The organism is Desemzia sp. FAM 23990, from assembly GCF_045528485.1.
GTDB lineage: Bacteria > Bacillota > Bacilli > Lactobacillales > Carnobacteriaceae > Desemzia.
The window spans coordinates 17,591-37,469 of the sequence record NZ_JBGQQW010000019.1 but is presented as its reverse complement, the minus strand read 5'-3'; the positions used below and the strand labels follow the sequence as shown (position 1 = coordinate 37,469).

General features: G+C 38.5%; 18 protein-coding genes and 1 other annotated feature (1 of these 19 only partly in view). Of the genes, 13 read left to right on the top strand and 5 right to left on the bottom strand.

Annotation, left to right across the window (positions count from 1 at the left end; all coding sequences use genetic code 11):
• Nucleotides 1-105 (top strand) — a binding site (T-box leader) (it extends 164 nt beyond the left edge of the window).
• Between the two features lie 65 nt (nucleotides 106-170).
• Genes ACEN4I_RS08590 through ACEN4I_RS08580 form a run of 3 tightly spaced genes read left to right on the top strand, consistent with a single transcriptional unit; the run spans nucleotide 171 to nucleotide 3,339 of the window.
• Entirely contained in the window at nucleotides 171-1,271 is a 1,101-nt protein-coding gene (locus tag ACEN4I_RS08590) for an iron-containing alcohol dehydrogenase family protein (protein ID WP_407103016.1), read from the top strand.
• Nucleotide 1,272: 1 nt separating this feature from the next.
• On the top strand, nucleotides 1,273-2,493 hold the full coding sequence (locus tag ACEN4I_RS08585) for an aminotransferase class I/II-fold pyridoxal phosphate-dependent enzyme (protein WP_407103017.1): 1,221 nt from the start codon (nucleotides 1,273-1,275) through the stop codon (nucleotides 2,491-2,493).
• A gap of 18 nt (nucleotides 2,494-2,511) precedes the next feature.
• Entirely contained in the window at nucleotides 2,512-3,339 is an 828-nt protein-coding gene (locus ACEN4I_RS08580; RefSeq protein WP_407103018.1) for a MetQ/NlpA family ABC transporter substrate-binding protein, read from the top strand.
• Between the two features lie 798 nt (nucleotides 3,340-4,137).
• Here ACEN4I_RS08580 and ACEN4I_RS08575 read toward each other — a convergent pair.
• Together ACEN4I_RS08575 and ACEN4I_RS08570 are read right to left on the bottom strand one after the other, a co-directional pair.
• The gene (locus tag ACEN4I_RS08575) at nucleotides 4,138-4,785 is read right to left on the bottom strand and encodes an RloB family protein (protein WP_407097127.1); all 648 of its coding nucleotides are present in this window, start codon (nucleotides 4,783-4,785) and stop codon (nucleotides 4,138-4,140) included.
• A 14-nt stretch (nucleotides 4,786-4,799) separates the two neighbouring features.
• Nucleotides 4,800-6,059 (bottom strand): AAA family ATPase, encoded by a 1,260-nt coding sequence (locus tag ACEN4I_RS08570; protein ID WP_407097126.1) that lies wholly within the window; start codon nucleotides 6,057-6,059, stop codon nucleotides 4,800-4,802.
• Between the two features lie 245 nt (nucleotides 6,060-6,304).
• On the opposite strand from ACEN4I_RS08570, the gene ACEN4I_RS08565 reads away from it, so the two are divergent.
• Together ACEN4I_RS08565 and ACEN4I_RS08560 are read left to right on the top strand one after the other, a co-directional pair.
• Nucleotides 6,305-9,124 carry a TOTE conflict system archaeo-eukaryotic primase domain-containing protein gene (locus ACEN4I_RS08565; RefSeq protein WP_407103019.1) on the top strand — a complete coding sequence of 940 codons (2,820 nt, stop codon included), beginning with the start codon at nucleotides 6,305-6,307 and terminating at the stop codon, nucleotides 9,122-9,124.
• Between the two features lie 32 nt (nucleotides 9,125-9,156).
• Complete coding sequence (locus ACEN4I_RS08560; RefSeq protein WP_407097124.1) at nucleotides 9,157-9,315, top strand: type II toxin-antitoxin system RelB/DinJ family antitoxin; 159 nt, start codon at nucleotides 9,157-9,159, stop codon at nucleotides 9,313-9,315.
• Between the two features lie 242 nt (nucleotides 9,316-9,557).
• Here ACEN4I_RS08560 and ACEN4I_RS08555 read toward each other — a convergent pair whose 3' ends face one another.
• Together ACEN4I_RS08555 and ACEN4I_RS08550 are read right to left on the bottom strand one after the other, a co-directional pair.
• Nucleotides 9,558-10,025: a hypothetical protein gene (locus tag ACEN4I_RS08555; RefSeq protein ID WP_407103020.1), complete on the bottom strand. Its 468-nt coding sequence runs from the start codon at nucleotides 10,023-10,025 to the stop codon at nucleotides 9,558-9,560.
• A 100-nt stretch (nucleotides 10,026-10,125) separates the two neighbouring features.
• On the bottom strand, nucleotides 10,126-10,413 hold the full coding sequence (locus ACEN4I_RS08550) for a hypothetical protein (protein ID WP_407127713.1): 288 nt from the start codon (nucleotides 10,411-10,413) through the stop codon (nucleotides 10,126-10,128).
• A gap of 175 nt (nucleotides 10,414-10,588) precedes the next feature.
• Between ACEN4I_RS08550 and ACEN4I_RS08545 the strand changes: the two genes are divergently transcribed.
• The 3 genes from ACEN4I_RS08545 (at nucleotide 10,589) to ACEN4I_RS08535 (ending at nucleotide 14,419) form a co-directional block, all read left to right on the top strand.
• Nucleotides 10,589-11,968 carry a glycoside hydrolase family 1 protein gene (locus ACEN4I_RS08545; protein ID WP_407103022.1) on the top strand — a complete coding sequence of 460 codons (1,380 nt, stop codon included), beginning with the start codon at nucleotides 10,589-10,591 and terminating at the stop codon, nucleotides 11,966-11,968.
• Nucleotides 11,969-11,990: 22 nt separating this feature from the next.
• On the top strand, nucleotides 11,991-13,307 hold the full coding sequence (locus ACEN4I_RS08540) for a PTS sugar transporter subunit IIC (protein WP_407103023.1): 1,317 nt from the start codon (nucleotides 11,991-11,993) through the stop codon (nucleotides 13,305-13,307).
• Nucleotides 13,308-13,696: 389 nt separating this feature from the next.
• Complete coding sequence (locus tag ACEN4I_RS08535) at nucleotides 13,697-14,419, top strand: GntR family transcriptional regulator (RefSeq protein WP_407097120.1); 723 nt, start codon at nucleotides 13,697-13,699, stop codon at nucleotides 14,417-14,419.
• A 55-nt stretch (nucleotides 14,420-14,474) separates the two neighbouring features.
• Here the strand turns inward: ACEN4I_RS08535 and ACEN4I_RS08530 are convergent, their stop codons facing one another.
• Nucleotides 14,475-15,362 (bottom strand): LysR family transcriptional regulator, encoded by an 888-nt coding sequence (locus ACEN4I_RS08530; protein WP_407097119.1) that lies wholly within the window; start codon nucleotides 15,360-15,362, stop codon nucleotides 14,475-14,477.
• Nucleotides 15,363-15,539: 177 nt separating this feature from the next.
• On the opposite strand from ACEN4I_RS08530, the gene ACEN4I_RS08525 reads away from it, so the two are divergent.
• The 5 genes from ACEN4I_RS08525 (at nucleotide 15,540) to ACEN4I_RS08505 (ending at nucleotide 19,862) form a co-directional block, all read left to right on the top strand.
• Nucleotides 15,540-15,932: a CidA/LrgA family protein gene (locus tag ACEN4I_RS08525; RefSeq protein WP_407097118.1), complete on the top strand. Its 393-nt coding sequence runs from the start codon at nucleotides 15,540-15,542 to the stop codon at nucleotides 15,930-15,932.
• Nucleotides 15,925-16,632, top strand: coding sequence for an LrgB family protein (locus tag ACEN4I_RS08520; protein ID WP_407097117.1), 708 nt, complete (start codon nucleotides 15,925-15,927; stop codon nucleotides 16,630-16,632). Before ACEN4I_RS08525 ends, ACEN4I_RS08520 begins: the two co-directional genes overlap by 8 nt.
• A 56-nt stretch (nucleotides 16,633-16,688) precedes the next feature.
• Complete coding sequence (locus tag ACEN4I_RS08515) at nucleotides 16,689-17,807, top strand: lactate oxidase (protein WP_407097116.1); 1,119 nt, start codon at nucleotides 16,689-16,691, stop codon at nucleotides 17,805-17,807.
• Nucleotides 17,808-18,702: 895 nt separating this feature from the next.
• Nucleotides 18,703-19,617 (top strand): nuclease-related domain-containing protein, encoded by a 915-nt coding sequence (locus ACEN4I_RS08510; protein WP_407103024.1) that lies wholly within the window; start codon nucleotides 18,703-18,705, stop codon nucleotides 19,615-19,617.
• Between the two features lie 65 nt (nucleotides 19,618-19,682).
• The gene (locus ACEN4I_RS08505) at nucleotides 19,683-19,862 is read left to right on the top strand and encodes a 2-hydroxymuconate tautomerase (RefSeq protein ID WP_407103025.1); all 180 of its coding nucleotides are present in this window, start codon (nucleotides 19,683-19,685) and stop codon (nucleotides 19,860-19,862) included.
• The last annotated feature ends 17 nt before the right edge of the window (nucleotides 19,863-19,879 follow it).

Sequence of the window (19,879 nt, the reverse complement as noted above, 5' to 3'; positions counted from 1 at the left end):
CTCAGTAGGTCGTTGTCTGACCGAACGCACTGGCTAAGGCAATGACTGTAAAGTTGTTGCGAATCAAGGTGGTAACACGAGAGAAATGTTCTTTCCGTCCTTGCACAAAGTTTTTTTGTGCGGGGCGGATTTTTTTGTTTTATCAGCAATTAAATAGGAGGGATAAAGATATGTCATTAGTTGTTAGAACTGGACCGCAAGAATATGAATGCAAAGTGGGAGTATTGGATTCCTTAACCAATAAATTAAAGGTGCGAGGTATTCGAAAAGCCGTTGTCATTCATGGAACAACTTCTTGGGAAAAAGCGCGCTTGTACTTGGCAGATTTACTGGAAAGCAGCATCGAATTGGAATTCGTGGCTTTCAATGGAGAATGCACCTATGAAGAAGTCGAACGAATTGTAACCTTCGCCGAGCAAATAAAAGCCGAGGCCATTATTGGGGTAGGCGGCGGAAAGCTGATGGATACCGTCAAATATGCGGCTGCTAAATCTCCGAGAGCGGAGTCGATTTTGATCCCAACTTTAGCCAGCAATTGTGCCCCATGGACTCCTTTGAGCGTGATGTATACAGTTGACGGCGTTTGTTTGGGATTTGATTTGCACACGAAACAAGTTGGAGCATTGCTGATCGAACCGAATTTAGTCTTAGATTCACCAGTCAATTATTTTGTGGCCGGAGTAGCGGACACGCTGGCGAAATGGTATGAGTCGGACGTCATCTTGTCTCAAACCGAGCACCAAACCAATGCATTTTTGCTGATGGCTCGTGCAGCAGCTTTGAATTGCAAAAACAACATTGTCCAATACGGACAGCAAGCAGTAGCTGATATTCAAGCGCAGTCGTTGACGACGGCGTTTATCCAAGTAGCCGAAACCATTATTGCGGTCAGCGGCTTGGTAGGCGGACTGGGAGACGGTTATGCAAGGACAACTATTGGTCATACAATCCATGATAAAATCACTGTCTTTCCTGAGACACACGCCTTTTTGCATGGTGAAAAAGTCGCTTACGGGATATTGGTACAGTTGGCTTTTGAAGGCAAATGGACTGAGATTGATCAGTTGTCTGCTTTCTATGACGGGTTGCATTTGCCGAAGTCGTTAGCGGACTTGCAGTTGAGTTATTTGACCGATGAGCAGCTGGTGGTGCTTGCAAGCGAGGTGGCTGGAGACGAGAACTTAGTGGAATCTGGCTATCCAGCTTCAAAAGAAGAATTGTACCAAGCCGTCGTGTCTTTAGAAGAATATGTAGTAGCAAAAGCAATATAAAATGGAGGAATGCAGCGTGGCAACATTTGAACTTTCGGATACGATGAAACGTCTACCGAGACAGTACTTTACTTATTTAGCGGAAAAGACCGACCAGATTAAAGCGCAATGGGATGACGTCATTGATTTGGGGATAGGCAATCCGGATTTACCAACACCGAAGTTTATTGTGGATGAATTGAAAGAAGCAGCCGACGATTTGGCGAATGACCGTTATGGTCCGGATCGAGGATTCGATTACTTAAGAGAAGCTGTGGCGGACTATTATTTACGAGAGTATGGAGTAACTCTGGATCCGGAAACGGAAGTCGCTGTTTTGCATGGGTCGAAAGCCGGCATCGTGGAAATTAGCCAATGCTTATTGAATCCCGGAGATACCGTGCTGTTGCCGAATCCGTCTTACCCAGATTATTTATCCGGGATTGCGTTGGCGGCTGCGAAGATTGCTGAATTGCCCTTGTTGGCGGGAAATCAGTTCTTGCCGCGGTATGATTTGATTGATGCGGAAACGGCTGCAGCAGCCAAATTGATGTTTTTGAATTACCCGAATAATCCGACCTCTGCTGTAGCATCGGCTGAATTTTTCGCCGAAACGGTGGCATTTGCGGAAAAAAATCAAGTGTGTGTAGCGCATGATTTTGCTTACGGCACGATTGGTTTTGATGGGGAGAAACCGTTGAGTTTTTTGCAAACGCCTGGTGCTAAAGAAGTGGGGGTAGAATTTTTCACCTTGTCAAAATCACACAACATGGCTGGATGGCGGATGGGATTTGCTGTCGGAAATGCGTCCGTTATCGAAGGGATTAATTTGATGCAAGACCACACAGGCTGCGGCTTCTATGGAGGAATCCAACGAGCAGCGGCGAAAGCCTTAACGGGAGATCAAGCGTCTGTAAGAGAATTGACAGCAACCTACGAACGCCGCCGAAACTTATTTTTGGCCGAGTTGGCAGCGACTGGACTCGAAATCAACAAACCAAAAGGCTCCTTTTACGTCTGGATCAAAGCACCCGGCGAGTACACCTCAGAAGGCTTCATGGACTTCTTGGCAAATGAAGCCCGAGTACTGGTGGCACCAGGAGACGGATTCGGTACATTAGGGGAAGGGTATGTGCGTATTGGATTGTCGCAATCAGACGAGTTGTTGCTGGAAGCCGCGAAAAGAATCGCGGGTTTGGCGCCGTTTAGCACACCGGTAAGCGACAAAGTGTTGAGTTACTAAAAAATAGGGGGAATAGAAATGCAAAAAAAATGGGGATTACTAACGACTTTAGCCATAGGAGCAGTATTATCAGGATGCGGCGGCGAGAAAGCCGACTCTGCTGAAACAGAAGGATTATTGAGTGATGGCGTGTTGACAGTGGGAGTAACCGCTGGCCCGCACGAAGACATCGTGAATGAAGTGAAAAAATTGGCCGCAGAAGACGGATTGGAAATTAAAGTCGTGTCATTTAGCGACTTTGTGCAGCCAAATACTGCGCTAGCAGAAGGTGATCTAGATATCAACTCCTTCCAAACGGGGATCTTTTTAGACACGGTCGTGGAGGAAAGCGGCTATAACTTGGCTAAGATTGAGCCTACTCTTACAATTCCAATGGGGATTTATTCTGAAAAGTATGACGATATCAGTGAGATCCAAGAAGGCGACGTGATTGGGATTCCGAATTCACCGACTCAAGAAGGACGGGCACTGCAATTGTTTGAAGAAGCCGGTTTGATTACCTTGCCAGAGGGGTCTGGAGTAGAAGTGACGACTAGCGATATAGTAGAAAACCCGTTGAACTTGGATTTTGTGACTTCTGAAGCTGCTCAACTGCCGTCTCAATTGCAAGACGTGGGAGCTGCAGGAATCAACTCGAACTTTGTGTTGGATGCCGGCATGAATCCGGAAGAATTCGGCTTAGTGATGGAAAATGTGGAAGACCTAGTGCAAGTGAACTACATTGTGTCGCGAACAGAAGACAAAGACGATGAGGCTTTAGCGCAGTTTGTGGAGTATTATAAGACGGATGAAATCAAGCAGTTTATCGAAGACGAGTTTAAAGGGGCATTGGTGCCGGCTTGGTAAGCTGAGTTTAGAGATAGAAGAAACTTGTTTGATTTTGAATCTTTTCGGGGACGAAAAGTTTCTTAAATGAACTAATTGTGCTCTTTTAGATGTCGTAGCTCGTAGTTTGGTATGGAAATTGGTGGCGATTGTTAAGTAGCCGATGTCTAATTAACGATCGGAGCTGCGGATTAGGTCGGAATGTGAGCTATAAGTCATCTAGTTAACAATAGGTGCTTTGAATTAGGCTGGAATGCGAAGTAGCGGTAGACTATCTCGCAAAAGGAACAGTGCACCAGGTTATAATGTTAAGTAGCGAGTGGTTATCTCGCAAAAGGAACAGTACACCAGGTTGTAATGTTAAGTAGCGAGTGGTTATCTCGCAAAAGGAGCAGTGAACCAAGTTGTAATGTTAAGTAGCAGTCGTTTATCTCATAATTGGTGCTGTGAAACTTGTGGAAATATTAACTAGAGAGTCTCTTCTATAATTTTACGCGCAATATATTATGAAGTAAGTTTTAATTCGGGGACTTTTCGGGGCCGAAAAGCTTTTTATAGTAAAAAAACAACTCTGGTTTTGCCATCGGAGTAGAATTTGCTGAGGATTGAGTCTTAATTGACTCGATCTTTTTCTGGCTTTAAAAAGATTGTCTCCCGAACAATTAAGTCATGTGCACATGTAAGATAGTTATTGAGATTGTATTAATGTATTAAAAAAGAAAGAAGACCCCTCATCATAAATGTGTATCCTTATCAGGAAAATACATTATGAAGAGGGGCCTTCCTTTTTATAGAGATAAACAATTGATGTTACTATACTTATCTATCTAAGATTTCTTTGAGCTCTGCAACCAATTTATATATATGTGTACAGGGGTTCCGACTTGAGTAATTATCAGATGGTTCATAGCGACTATCTAGTATTTCTGCATTTTTTATTGCACTACTCATATAAGGTTTAAGCTTATCATACATATCGGGATCAGTTTTACTGTATCCTGGCTGTCCAATATTTTTCAAGTGAGTATCTACTATAGAATTGTATTGACTCCTAGGTAAGGCTGACTGTTGAAGAGCGAAGTGTAGACAATACCACAGTTCAAAAGATTCATTAGACCAAGCAACATGTATTCCCATTGATTCAGCTTTATTGATGGCATTATCAAAATGATCATCAGGAAAATCGTCTTTATCAAAAACAGCCCAGACATGTTCATAAATAATAGGAGAAGTTCTTTTATAATCTTCGATATCCTCTATGACACGTAAAGTTTCTTTGCCTAATCCACGAATATGAATGGTAAAAGATTCTACAGAGCCAGAATATCGTATATTGATATCGTCTTCAAATCCTTTGAAATAATTAACTTCTGTCTGTTGGCCTTCGGTTGCAATTAAATAGCTTGAAGGGAGTGGTGTTTTTTTTGCTCTTTTTCCCTTTTTCCCCGGTTGTCTTCTAGGACTCAATTCTTTGTACCTGCCTATCGTTTCAATTTTGGAATAGATTTATACTTTCCAAGAATGTAGTCTCTTCCGTAGCTTGCATCTTTTCTAATTTTTTTTGTAGCTCCTTCTTCATCTTCAAAAACATAAGAATCTAATGAATATAAATCAGAAACTCCATTCTTATCTTTGTCTACAAACCAAATTTCATCTCGTCTAAAATTATCTTTATCTAGTGTGAAGACATCATGCGTAGTAAAGATTAATTGAGCATTATTAGGGTTCTTATTTATGTCATGGAACAGGATAATAATATATCTCAAAAGCAGGGGGTGTAGTTTAGCATCTAGCTCATCAACAAATACAGTATCCCCTTTTTTAATAGCCTCGTTAATTTGGATAAACAGTGAAATCATTTTCCTTGTTCCGCTAGATTCGGAAGATAGCGGAACTGGAACCAACTTACCATCATCAATATTCTTATGGTAGGTTACCACTTGATATTGGATATCTTTCGCGGAGTCAAGTTCATTAAGCATGGGATTTTCAATTAATCCAAAATTTTCTATGCCTAAATCAATAGCTTTAACAAATCTGGTTAATTCCGTTTTTCTCTCTTTGTCTTTAATAATACTTACAAGAGGTGAACTTTGACGTCCAACAAATAGTACTCGTTCTCTATAAGATTCATCACCATAATTAATAACTACACTATTTTTAAACCAGTCAAAAACCGTTCTAATCACTGGGATTTTTAATTTAGAAGCGAGAGAAAGAAAAAGTGTCCGTTGATCCATTAATTTTACTAGCTCAGTAGCTTCACCGATGTTTTCATCTAGTTCTTGAATTTCACCGTTTTGTAAATAAAACAAAGTATTAAATTGTTCTTTCCTGGTTGTAGATTTTCTAATATACAAATATTCTTCCAGTATTTTTTCATGATTCATTGAAAAGCCATATTGATAGACATCTTGATTTAAAGAGAACAATACTTCAAAAGAAGAAGGACGATTTTCATTTTCAAACCGGAATTTATCGACTTTAAATAAATTATTTTCTAAAAAATTATCCTGGGAGAAAGAAAGTAAAACAAAACGTTTCATATAGTTGAATGCTTTAATAATATTTGATTTTCCGCTAGCATTTGCGCCAAATATGGAAATAACTTTTAGTACCTTTTCATCATAAACATCTACTGCAATATCACTTTTATGCTCTGATATAGGAGAAGCAATTAGGTCTAGGGTTACTTCATCTTTAAAAGACTTGAAGTTCTCAAATGTAAACTGTTGTAACATATCCATCACCTCAAGGTTATAATATCACACCACACCGTTAAAATGAAATTTTTGAGAAAATTTCTCAAATTTAGTGTTGTAATAATAGTGCTTGCTAAGTGCCCTTTGAAAATCATGAAAGGTGAATGAAGAAAAAGTAAGGAAAGTGTCACTACTTGTGTAGACTTGAAACCTTTTTTTGTTGTTACTGCAACAATGTTCTATTACAATTGATGTAAATAGAATAGGAATAGTAGGTGATACAAGTGAATTATGAAGAGTTGTTAAAAGCTTATAATCAATTGAAACAGGAAAATGATGAATTAAAAGAAGAAGTAAGTGTTTTGAAAAATATGCTGAACCATGAAGCTGTTTTAAGTGAAAGCGATGCCACAACTGGCGAAGTGTGGCATAAAAAAACAGAATCAAAGATATTTGATACCACTACATTCAATAAGTATGCTCCTACCGATAAAAAAATTGAGCTGTATATGACTCTATTTAGAGGAAGAGATGATGTCTACGCCAAACGTTTTATCCATTCTAAAACAGGTAGACCTGCATATGCTCCTGTTAAGGTCGGATATTGGGATTCTTCGAATAAAAGTTATGCACCTCTCGATTCTCAAGTGGTCAATAGTCATCTGAGAGGAAATATAATCGCAGGAATATTTCCAATTGGCGTAGATGATAGTTGTTACTTTTTAGCCATTGATCTAGACAAAAAGGAATGGCAAAAGGATGCTGCTGTTTTAAGAAAAGTAGCAAAAAAATATCAAATACCAGTAAATATCGAACGTTCACGTTCAGGGAATGGAGCGCATATTTGGTTTTTCTTTGAAGAAGCGGTACCAGCTAGAAGGGCCAGGAAATTTGGCTCTTTATTGATTACGGACGCCATGAATGCACATGCTCAAATAGACTTCTCGTCTTATGATCGGTTATTTCCTAATCAGGATACTCTGCCGAAGGGTGGATTTGGTAACCTGATTGCTTTGCCTTTACAAAAGGAAGCTCGACAGAATGGTAATAGTGTATTTGTTGATGAGGATTTCTTGGAGTATGAAGATCAATGGCAATTTTTAAGCCAAATCAAAAAAATCTCATTAGAAGAGTTGGCGCATTTTATCGAGATACTTACAAAAGAAACGGATTCTGTGAGTTCTCTTGGCTTATTGTCAAATAGAAAATCAGAGGGTGCTAAAAATAACGTCAGTTTAACAAAAGAAGATTTTTCTGAAACAGTCAATATGATAAAACTGAATCAACTTTACATCCATAAAAGCGGGGTTTCTCAAAAAGGGTTAAATCTACTAAAGCGAATGGCTGCTTTTCAAAATCCGGAATTTTATCAAGCACAAGCGATGAGGAAATCAACCTGGAAAATCCCAAGAATTATCTCTTGCAGCAACGAGACTGAAGACTATTTGATTTTGCCACGCGGATTACAGGAGCAAGTTGAAGAATTGTTCAAAGAAGCAGCCGTTTCATTTGAAATAGATGATCGTTCTTTTGAAGGGAAGGAAACAAGGGTCTCATTTAAAGGGAAATTAAGAGCAGAGCAAGAAGAGGCAGTAGAAAAAATGCTGGCATATCATACCGGTATCCTTTGCGGAACGACTGCGTTTGGTAAAACAATTTCCGCTCTCAATATGATTGCCAGGAAAAAGGTCAATACATTAATCCTTGTCAACAAGACAAGTCTGGTTGAGCAATGGCAAGAAAAAATCAATGAATTCCTTGTTTTTGAAAATGATGAAGAGAGCAATGTGGGACAACTAGGTGGTGGAAAAAAGAAACTGTCAAACAAGATTGATGTCGCTTTGCTTCAATCGATGTATCGAAAAGGCAAAGTTCATGAAAGCATTTATAACTATGGGATGATCATTGTTGATGAATGTCACCATATTTCAGCCTTTAGCTTTGAAAGTGTGTTACAACAAGCAAATGCTAAATATGTTTATGGATTAACCGCAACGCCTACAAGAAAAGATGGACATCAACCGATAGTTTTTATGCAATGTGGCCCTATTCGGTTTCAGGATAACAATAAAAAACAAATGGAAAAAAGACCGTTTGAGCATACTGTTGTAACTCGATTTGTTCCATTCGATCCCTTGTTGCAGCAAAATATGGAGTTGCAAGAACTGTATAACGAAGTAGCTGAGTCGCAAGTGCGCAACGAAAAAATTATAAAAGACATTGTGAACTGCTACAAAGAAGGCCGAAATAGCATTATTTTAACTGAAAGAGTGGCTCATGTAGAGACATTAGAAAAACTACTGAAAAAAGAAATACCAGATATTATTGCAATTACAGGTGGAATGAGTAAGAAAGAACGCAGAGAGAAGCTTAAACAAATACGTGAAGTTGAGAAAAATGAGCCTCTAACTATCATTTCTACAGGTAGATACATCGGTGAAGGGTTTGATGAACCGAGATTAGATACCTTATTTTTGGCTATGCCTATTTCTTGGAAAGGAAGAGTTCAACAGTATGCTGGCAGACTCCACCGTTTGTACAAAGGTAAGACAGAAGTCAGAATCTATGATTATGCAGACATTCATGTACCAGTTTTGGAAAAAATGTATCAAAAGCGGTTGCGTAGTTATTCTTCCTTAGGCTATACAGTGAAAATGAATGAGAAGGATGCGGGAGAAAGAAGCATTATTTATAGCAGTGACCAATATGTAGAACAATTAAAAGAAGACATGACAAAATCTCAAACTAAAGTAGTGATATCAAGTCCTTCGTTAACCAAACAAGCAGTTACCCAATTTTTGAAAGAAATGATTTCAGGAGTGGATCAGACGGTTGCGCTTTCAGTGATTACAAGGAATTATGACTCGATAAAAAGCAAAAGCCGCATAAACAACCAAAAAAGTTGCTCTCAACAATTGGAACAAAAGGCTATTTCTGTTTCACTTGAAAGTAATTTGTACCACCATTGCGTGATTATTGATTCGAATATTGTGTGGTATGGGAGCATAAATGTGTTAGGCCAAAATAATAAGGAAAATCTTTTCATCCGTCTTGAAAGTCCAAAAGTTGCTGAAGGGATGGAAGAGGTACTGAATAAAAAGTAATGTTTTTATAAAATTAGAACTGTAAGATAAGTATGAGGAGGATTAATGTGACTACTAAAACAAAAAGTTTGCAAATCCGTATAGATAGCGAATTAAAAGATGAAGCTGATGAGCTTTTTAATCAACTAGGTACATCTACTAATGAAGCTATTAAAATATTCCTTAAAATGGCTATTCGTAATAGGACTTGAGTTGAATGAAGAGTTGATTCATGATATTTCACAAGAAGGGCTAGTATGGATGAATCCTCAGTGGAAGAATTATGATGGAACAATTGCGGAATGGTAAAAATTGGTGGTGCTAACAAGCTTTTAAAATTATCATAATAGAAAATAAGAATCCTTAGCTTCCAAAATCTGGAGATTAAGAATTCTTATTTTTTGTTGTCACCTTCTTATTTTTTTGAAATTTAAACTGTGCATAGTAAGCATTATTAATACCAATCAAACTCTTCTTTAATCTTCAAATCTAAATCGATATTTCTCTTCTGGCATTCATCTAAAAAATCATTTTTTTTTGAAAAAGAATCAACCTTCTGTGTTTCTTTATCTACAATAAAATATTGGTATTCTTTAAAAAAGAGACTATCATTATTTTTAGTAATCGATTGAACAATAATATAGTTATCGTTATAATTTAATTTTTCTACATGTTCAATTAAAGTTATTGGGTTTTCTCTTTCTTCAACAAACCACAAATATGAAGTCGTGGCACTAGTTGTAACAATATGATAATGATTATCAATTTTTATTGTATGTCCAGCTGCACTTGCAGTTGGAGATCGATATATGCTATCTGGTGGAAAAAATCGTGGTGAAACCCATTTAAATCCAAGAAATAGAATTATACTTCCACTAACAATAGTTAGAATAGTACCTACGATAATTAGTTTTTTTTTCATCACAATTCACTCCTAAATCAATTTTAACCCAATTACATTGTGTATGATATAGAAATATTAAACGGTTTAATTAGGGTGTGTCTTAAAACTTTTTTATAAGTTAAATAATGGCTATATAGATAAAAGCTAAATAGAACTTGGGCAATTTATCATAAGGTGCAGCAATATATAGGAATTGCTTTAGTTTATTGAAAAAGAACTGATTGACATAAGAGCAAATGCTAAAGAACCGTATGAGCACGGTTATCGCACCGCTTTCCGCAATCCATAAAATAGTATTGGACATCGGCCGATTACTTTTAGGCGTGCCAGTACGGTATTTAGGAAACGAGTCTTTGATGTGGTTCCATTGCTCATCGCTCATTTCATCACGTTCAATACTCATCATGATCCCTCCTTTTTTATTATAGTAAAATTCAGAATAATAATCAGTTTTTTTTTGTTTACTTAGAGAATATTTAAATATAATTTGATATACCAAATTATTAAATATGGATACATTTGTATTGACAATAAATATAAAAACGCTTACAATAAACGCATAAAACAGAGGAGGTATTTGCATGGGCAAGAAACTGAGAGACGATTTTTTATGGGGTAATTCGGTGTCGAGTATGCAGACTGAAGGAGCTTGGAATGAAGGCGGGAAAGGAAAATCCGTATACGATATACGTGAAGCTTCGGAATTTGCTTCTGACTGGAAGGTGGCAACAGACAGCTACCACCGTTACGAAGAAGACTTCGATTGGATGAACGAGTTGGGCATGAACTGCTACCGATTCCAGATTTCTTGGTCGCGTGTGTTTCCCAATGGGGATGGCGAAATCAATGAAGAGGGTGTAGCCTTTTATGAACGCTTTATTGATACATTGCTCGAAAGAGGCATCGAGCCAATGATTTGCTTGTACCATTTTGATATGCCGCTGCATTTAGCAGAAACTTATAATGGATTCTTATCTCGTGAAGTTGTAGATGCATTTGTCCGTTATGGGAAAGCTATGGTAGACCGTTTTAAAGGAAAAGTGAAATACTGGATCACCTTTAATGAACAAAATATTTTTGGTTTTTCTGGTGCTTTTCATATCAGCGGAGTAATGACAGGGGAGAATACTGAAAAAGAGTTGTATCAGTTGCAACACAATACAATGATGGCACATGCGGAGATAGCCAATTACATTCACGAAACAGCTCCAGGTTGTGAAATCGGCGGAATGGTCGCTTACTCAAAAATTTATCCGGCTACACCTAAACCCGAGGATGTCTTCGCGGCTCAAAAGTTGGATGATTTCTTCAATCAATTTTTCTTAGAAGTCTTTACTTATGGCAAATACCCTGCCTTTATGACGACGTATCTAGAAAATCATGACTTAACTCCTGAAATGAGAGAAGATGACTTGGAAGTACTAGCGAAGTTGACAAGTGACTGGTTGTCATTCAGTTACTACGCCAGCCATGTGGTCAGTGCAGAAAACATCATGGAGACAACACCTGTTTACCGTTATTTGGAAGTAGGGAAAATAGCGAACGCGTATTTAGAAGCTACAGAATGGGATTGGCAAATCGATCCGCTTGGTTTCCGTTCGATATTACTGGATATGCATAGCCGCTATCATTTGCCCATATTCCCAATTGAAAATGGGATCGGTGTAATCGAAGAGTTGCCTGAAGAAGGACTTATCCAAGATGATTACCGAATTTCTTACCACAGAGACCATCTTCAAGCAATGAAAGATGCTATTTTCTTAGACGGTGTCGATTGTATTGGTTACCTAGGTTGGGGCTTAATCGATATTTTAAGTTCGCAAGGCGATATGCGCAAACGCTATGGTGTGGTTTATGTCAATCGTGAGAATCACGACTTGAAAGACTTAAAACGGGTTCCGAAGAAAAGTTTTGCTTGGCTTCAACAAGTGATTCAAAGCAATGGCGAAAACTTAGGCTAGAGACTGAAATGGAGGAAGATCGATGGCTCAAACTACAAAAAAAGGTTCGAACTTTTTAGATAAATTTGCTGAATTTGCTGCAAAATTAGGAAACCAAGTTCATTTACGCTCATTGCGCGACGCTTTTGCTGTATTGATGCCGCTATTCATTTTAGCTGGGGTAGCAGTTCTAATAAATAATGTTGTATTTCCTTGGGTTTTTGAAGGAAGTACCTTGGAAAGTGCACAGATTTGGGGAACGGTTATTATTAATGGAACGTTGAATATTGCTGGGTTACTGATTGCGCCCATGATCGGGTACAACTTATCTGTGAACAAAGGCTTTATGAACCCTATTGCTTCAGCCGCAGTTGGGATTGCTTCTCTGGTTATCATGATGCCTGTAAATCTTTTCGTCACACCTGTCGGATCAGAAGAACAAATACTCACTTCAGGTGTCATGACTTATGGAAACCTAGGTACGACTGGGATGTTTGCGGGAATTATTATTGGTTTAGTCGCCACAGAGTTGTTTATAAGATTGTCCAATATTAAAAGATTGCAGATCAATCTAGGTGAAAATGTGCCGCCTCAAGTAGGAAAATCGTTTAGTACTATGATTCCTGTTATTTTAGTGCTTTCGTTGTTTGGTATCGTGGCATTGGTTTTACATGTATTCTTTGACACTGACCTGATCAACTTGATCTCAGTAGCTATTCAAGAACCATTGAGAGCTGTTAACACGAGCTTGTTGGGGACATTGTTGATTTACAGCACTGGAAATTTCTTGTTTACCTTGGGGATTCACCAAAGCGTAATCAACGGAACCCTGCTAGATCCCTTACTGCTGACAAATATGAATGAAAACACGTTAGCTTTCGCAAATGGAGAAGAAATTCCAAATATCATGACTAGCGCCTTTGTTCCTACATTTGGAATGATCGGAGGGACAGGGAGTACACTCTGCCTGCTGATCGCTATTTTCATCTTTAGTAAGCAAAAAGCCCCTAAAGATTTGGGTAAACTAGCGCTGGCGCCTGGGGTGTTCAATATTAATGAACCTGTCATTTTCGGTTATCCGATCGTCTTTAATTTGCCGATGATGATTCCTTTCGTATTGCAGCCGGCTATTGGGATTGTGATTGGTTATTTCGCGACATCTTGGGGATGGATGAATTATACAGTGGCCAATATTCCTTGGACGACACCGCCTCTTCTGAGTGCTTTTCTGGCAACTGCGGGAGATTGGCGAGCCATTGTGGTACAACTTATTATTATCGTAATAGGAGTAGCGTTGTATTTGCCATTTATGAAAATCAGTGAACGTTCCGCACAGATTGCTGCAGAGAAAAATACCTGATTTTTTGACAAATTGAATAAAAGACAAAAAGGCTGTGACTCGTCTCTCAGTCTTTTTATCTATAACATCTAGTTTTACTGGTTCTTCAACTTTTTATGTTGGCGAATAAAAACGAACTGCCTCTTAATTCTAAACCTTATAGAAACTTCTGCAGGAGTATGGGATACGTGTAGAGTCATGAGACTTAACCATGATGAGAAAGAATTGACGTTTGATCATCAATGATGTGTTCTGAATGATGAAGTTAGGAGCTTTATCATCAATAAGCCAGCCTGAACAATGAAACTAGGGTATTAACATCAATTAATCCGTCTGAATGATGAAGAACAGTTTTACTTTTGTGAGGTGTTTCGTATAATTTAAATAGCAGATAAAGAGGAGATAGAACCATGCATAAATACGAACAGGTTGCTCAAGCGATACGAGATAGGATCCAAAATGGGACATACACACTAAAGAGTGCTTTGCCCGATCAAATGCAGTTGTGTAAAGAATTTGGGGCGAGCCGGATAACGATTAAGCGCGCCTTGAACTTGTTGATTGAGGAAGGTTATCTTTACAGCAGACAAGGCTCTGGGACCTACGTAATGAAAAATGCACTTGCTAAGAATGAGCTGGATTCCCGGTTTGATGTGTACACGGGCTTAACAGACCAACTTTCTGACCAAATCGTTACAAGTAAAGTGATTCAATTTGTCATTCGCAATCCTGCAGAAGATGAAGCAGACAAATTGTTGTTGACGGAAGAAGATTTCATTTATGATATTCAGCGGGTGCGATACGTAGACGGTGAAGAGTACTTGATCGAACACACTCTCATGCCTGTGGAAGTTATTCCGGATGTGACGAAGAAAGTCCTTGCCGGTTCGATTTATAGTTACATTCAACATACGCTGGGATTGAAGATAGGTGGATTGAACAGACGTATAACGGCTGAAAGACCGGATGAATTGGATCAAGAGTACCTATTTTGTACAAAGGAAGATCCTGTTTTACAGGTGGAACAAGTGGTTCATTTGATAGATGGAACGCCTTTTGAATATTCAAGGACCCGGCATCGTTTCGACAAAGGCGGGGTCAATGTCGTAAAAAATTATGGTGAGCATAGTTGAAGATAAAAAATTGCCGCTCGGTACTTATTCATTTAGGTAGCGGGCGGCAGTTTTTTTATTTCGCACGGGATTGTGTTAGTTGAATCATCGTATTATTGAACTCTTTTTGGAAATAAGTGACATTGCTTTCCTTATTGACGATCAAGCTGATGTAAAATTTTGGTGCATCTTCAATAGGGATTTTGACGAGATCGTAGTGGTCTTTTACCAAGATGTCAATCATGAAGGCAACCATGTTGGTAGAAGAAGCGATCGACAAGGCCGTTTGAATTTCTTTGGTAAAAAGGGTTTTTGGTTGTTTGATCAGATGAGTTTTAGCCCATTGTTCAAATACACGTTGATGAGTGTAACCTTGCGCCAAGGAAATAAAGACTTCTTGCTGGACATCTTCCACACGGACGAACTCTCTTGCAGCTAAAGGGTTATCAGGAGATGCCCAAAGAGCCAAATCTTGTGTCACTAAAGGAATCTGTATCAGGTTTTTGTCCTTGAATACAGACTGATCACTTCCAATGATCGCCAAAGGAACTTGTCCACTGCTCACTAGGTCAAGCATGACATCTGAACTTTCTTCTTCAATCAGCTTTAAAGAATTGGTGAATTTGCCTAAATGAGGCATCAGTTTGGACATAAAGTGGCCGCCGATCGTGGGCAGGAAACCGAAGTAGACAACTTGATTCTTTAAATCATGGATTTCTTCTTTAGCTGTATCAATAGTATTTAAAATTTGCTGGGAGTGTTTGAGCAGTATTTCACCAGTCTCGGTCAAATGCAAGTTCTTGTGAAGTCTTTTCCTATCAATCAGAGTAGTATCCAGCTCTTTTTCGAGACGTTTCAAAGACATGGAAATAGACGGTTGAGAGATATAGAAATGTTCGGCGGTAGCAGTGAAATTTAGTGTTTTTGCTAAATGGTTAAAATAGACTAAATCTTGTAAATTCATATAAGGCTCCTTCGAAAGATTGTGAAAACACAAACATAAACAAAAGATATGATAGTGTTTATTTTCATAAATAATGTTTATAGTACCATAAAAAAACAGTATTTTCGAACTAAATGATAGCATGATATACTATACATCTTGAAGCGTTTACAAAACGCTGGTGGAAGGTGTGGTCTTTTGAAAATAATCAAACAGCTCTTTTGGATTTTTTTATTCTCTTTTATAGGGGAAATTATTTCCGCTTTGATCGCTTCATTTATAGCAATACCCGGTAGCGTTATCGGGATGATCTTGCTGTTCTTAGCGCTGCAATTTAACTGGGTTCGCGTTGAGCAAGTAGATGAGGTCGGTACATGGCTGACAGATAATATGGGGATTTTCTTCGTCCCAGCAGGTGTGGGGCTGATGTCAAACTTTGGTGTCTTAGCAAATACTTGGTGGCAACTACTGATCATTATGGCAGTAACGACTATTTTGATGATGGGATTTGTTGGCAAAATAGTACAAAGTGTCAAAGGTATAGTGAAGAAAAATAAATTAGTTGAGAAAGGAGAAGGTTCGCATGCTTGAGAGTATTTTAAATAATCCAATGTTGTGGATCACAATAACTATTGGCCTATATCTAATAGCTGGGAAATTAAAAGCCAAATGGCCTAAGAATCCTTTGTTTACTCCGTTGGTATTTGCGATCATTGTCATTATTTTATTCTTGCTCGCAACAGATATCCCGTTAGAGACTTATAATACAGGCGGACGCTTCTTCAGTTTATTTGTAACTCCAGCTACAGTGGCTTTGTCTATTAAGCTGAAAAAGAATCTTGTATACTTAAAGAAATATTATGCAGCAATTTTATCGGGAATCGTTTCCGGAGTGATTTTCCATACGGTTATGATTTATTCTTTTGCATTGTTGTTCAAATTTGATCGGAATATGGTGGCAACTTTGCTGCCTAAATCGATTACTACAGCAATCGCAGTCGGTGTTTCTGACTCCTTAGGCGGTATTGTTTCTTTAACGGTTGCGGTAGTTGTGTTCACCGGAGTTATTGGAGCGGTCGTTGGTCAAACGGTCTTCAAGATCTTCAAAATTGACGATCCAGTGGCGCAAGGGGTGGCTCTTGGAAGTTCTTCTCACGCTATGGGAACAACAAAAGCGATCGAGTTAGGTGATGTTCAAGGCGCAATGTCAGGTTTATCGATTGTGGTTACCGGAATCATAGTGGTTATTCTAGCTCCGCTAACAGTACCGATCACAAATTTATTATTTTAATTTAATTTAGGTTATACTCTTAAAAAATAATACTTTAAAAGGATGGTTGAAAAATTATGGCAGATGAACAAATTATTAAATATGATGCACCAACAGTAGAACAAGAAATTGAGGTCGTAAGCACTTATAGACTTGAAGATGAAGCTCGTGCAGTAGTTCCTAAAGGTGGATTTGATTACATCTCAGGTGCTTCTGGAGAAGAATACACATTGAAACAAAACAACGAAGCATGGAAACGCAAAGGGATTTTGCCTCGCGTATTAGCAGATGTAGAAAATCCAGATACATCAACATCTATTTTGGGCCATGACATCAAAGTACCATTCATTATGGCTCCAATTGCAGCTCATGGATTAGCTCATGCTACAAAAGAAGCTGGAACAGCTAGAGGGATATCTGAATTTGGCGGAACGATCATGTCGATCAGTGCTTATTCTGGAGCTACATTTGAAGAAATCGAAAAAGGATTGAATGGCAACCCGCGTTGGTTCCAAATCTATATGAGTAAAGATGAAGATATGAATAAAAATATCTTAGACGAAGCAAAAGCTGATGGTGCTACAGCGATCATCTTAACTGCTGACGCAACTTTAAGCGGTAACCGCGAAAAAGATATGCTGAACAAATTTGTTTATCCATTTGGCATGCCGATCGTATCACGCTACTTGACTGGATCAGGTAAAAACATGTCTCTAAACAATATTTATGCTCAATCAAAACAAAAAATCTGTCCAGAAGATGTTAAATTTATCTCTGAATATTCAGGATTGCCAGTGTTTGTTAAAGGAATCCAAACTCCTGAAGATGCTGCCTTGGCTATTGGTGCTGGAGCAGCAGGCGTCTGGGTTTCTAACCATGGTGGCCGTCAATTAGATGAAGCACCAGGTTCATTTGATACATTGGCTGAGATCTCTAAAGCAGTTGCTGGTCGTGTGCCGATCGTATTTGATAGTGGTGTTCGTCGTGGAGAACACATCTTCAAAGCTCTAGCCAGTGGTGCGGATATCGTTGCTGTAGGTCGTCCAGTATTATATGGACTAGCTCTAGGCGGTTGGAAAGGTGTTAAATCTGTGTTAGACTACTTTGAAAAAGACTTACAACGTGTGATGCAATTAGCAGGAACGCAAACGATCGAAGACGTGAAGAATGCTCGTTTGTTTGATATGAAATACTAATTTAGAATGAATTTGAAACAGCGCAAGCGCCCCTTATTAGGTGCTTGCGCTGTTTTTGATAGATTAATTTCCGCGTAGGCGAAAAGATTCTTTAATGAAAGGCTGCAGAGTATTGCTAGCTTATAATTGGGACTGTTTTTCTTAGTAAATTGTAAGATATAGACGTTCTGCTTCACAATTTGGCAGAAGAAAGCGAGGTGATTATTAGGTAGAGAGGTTCTATCTAACGATTGGTAGGATTGAAGGGCGTATATCAGTAAATAGAGAGCCGTTACCTAATGATTCTAGAGAAAAATACGTTTGTTTTATGAACTAGATGTCTCATACTTCATAATTGCAGCTGAATCAGATCGAGAAGTGTGAAGTAGGTCGTCAAGTAATGAAGAACTTTTCATTAGGAGAGTTTTCGCTCAAGCGAAAAGCTGCTTTGTGGAAGTGATTGACCGGATAGCTCATAATTAGGAACTTTATTAAAGACGAATGGTGAGCTATAGACGCTCTACTTCCTGATTTGCGAGAAATAAGTGGGTCAATGATTAGGTAGAGGGGTGCTACTTCATAATTAGCAAGATAAAAAGTTGTTAATCATAATCTAGAGGAGCGCTACCGAAGCATTTCATAGAAAAACACGAGTCTTTTATGAGGTAGAGGAGTTATAGCTCACAAATGACAAGAAAAAATGGCTTGAATGATTAGGTAGCGTTGGTCTATCTAATCATTCAAGCTGAAAATTAGTCTAGATTAGTAGATAGCAGCAGTTTACCTAACAATTACAGCTAAACTAGATTGAGAAGTGTGAAATAGCTTGTCAGATAAGCAAAAATTTTTAGCGATTAAAAAATACTCCTTAAAAATGCGTATATGGATTTATGAAGTGAAAAAGAGGAGTGATAGGATGATCGTTAAAGAAAGGGAGACCCCTCATCGTCTATTAGTGATGAGATCTCTGGCAAATCGGATGATTTTATCTCGGGATGACCGCAATAAGTACAGCAATTGGGAAAAAGGCGATGAAGGAGAAATCACCTTTATTTCATTAACGACGACACGATTAACACGCGACTGTTTAATTTTGAATGACCTATATTTAGAAGTAAAAGGAAAAAGTTGTCAAATAGACAATTTAGTGATTACGGCAAAAGGACTATCTATACACGAAGTGAAAAATTTTGCAGGCGAGTATTATTACCAAAACGACAAAATGTATCATGGACGATATGAAAAAGAGGTGTACGACCCGACTTACCAAATCCGGAATGCAGAATCTGTCTTGCGTCAATTACTGGATCAGATGGGATATCATTTTGCAATCCAAAAGTATATCGTCTTTGTAAATCCAAATTTTACCTTATTTGGAGCGCCGAGAAATAGCGGGTTGATCTTACCGAGTATGATAGATGCTCATTTTACAACGTTAAATGAAATAACGGGTCATTTGAATCCACACCATCATCAATTTGCTGAGGAGATCAAAGAGCTGCACAAAGTAGATTTTTCTTTGCGAAATGTGCCTTATTATGATGACAACCTTTTGAAAAAAGGGGTGACTTGTGTTCAATGCGGTAAGTTCATAAACCAATTTACTAAAAAAAGAAGTTGTGTGTGTAGTCATTGCGGCAAAGAAGAATTGGTGTCGCATGCTATCATTCGACTCGCAAAAGAATGTAGGCTGCTGTTTCCTGATCAAAAGATCACTGTTTCTGTTCTTCTCAAATGGTGCGACTTTCAGTTATCTGCTAGCAGAATCAGGTATGCTTTAAACAAGCATTTAAAAGCTGAAGGTACCGGCAGATGGCGATGTTATAAATAATAAAAAATCAGTTGATTATTCACTGTGAACAGCTAAAATAAAAAGAAACAGAAAGGATGATCGTTATGCCATTTGTACATGTTGAATTAGTTGAAGGACGGACTGCAGAACAAAAAGCGGGTCTGGTCAAAGATATCACAGAAGCAGTAGTGAAAAATGCTGAAGTGCCAGCGGATCGTGTGCACGTTATTATTGAAGAGATGAAAAAGACCGATTACGCTGTCGGCGGCAAATTATTAGGATAGACAAGCTAAAAAGGTGC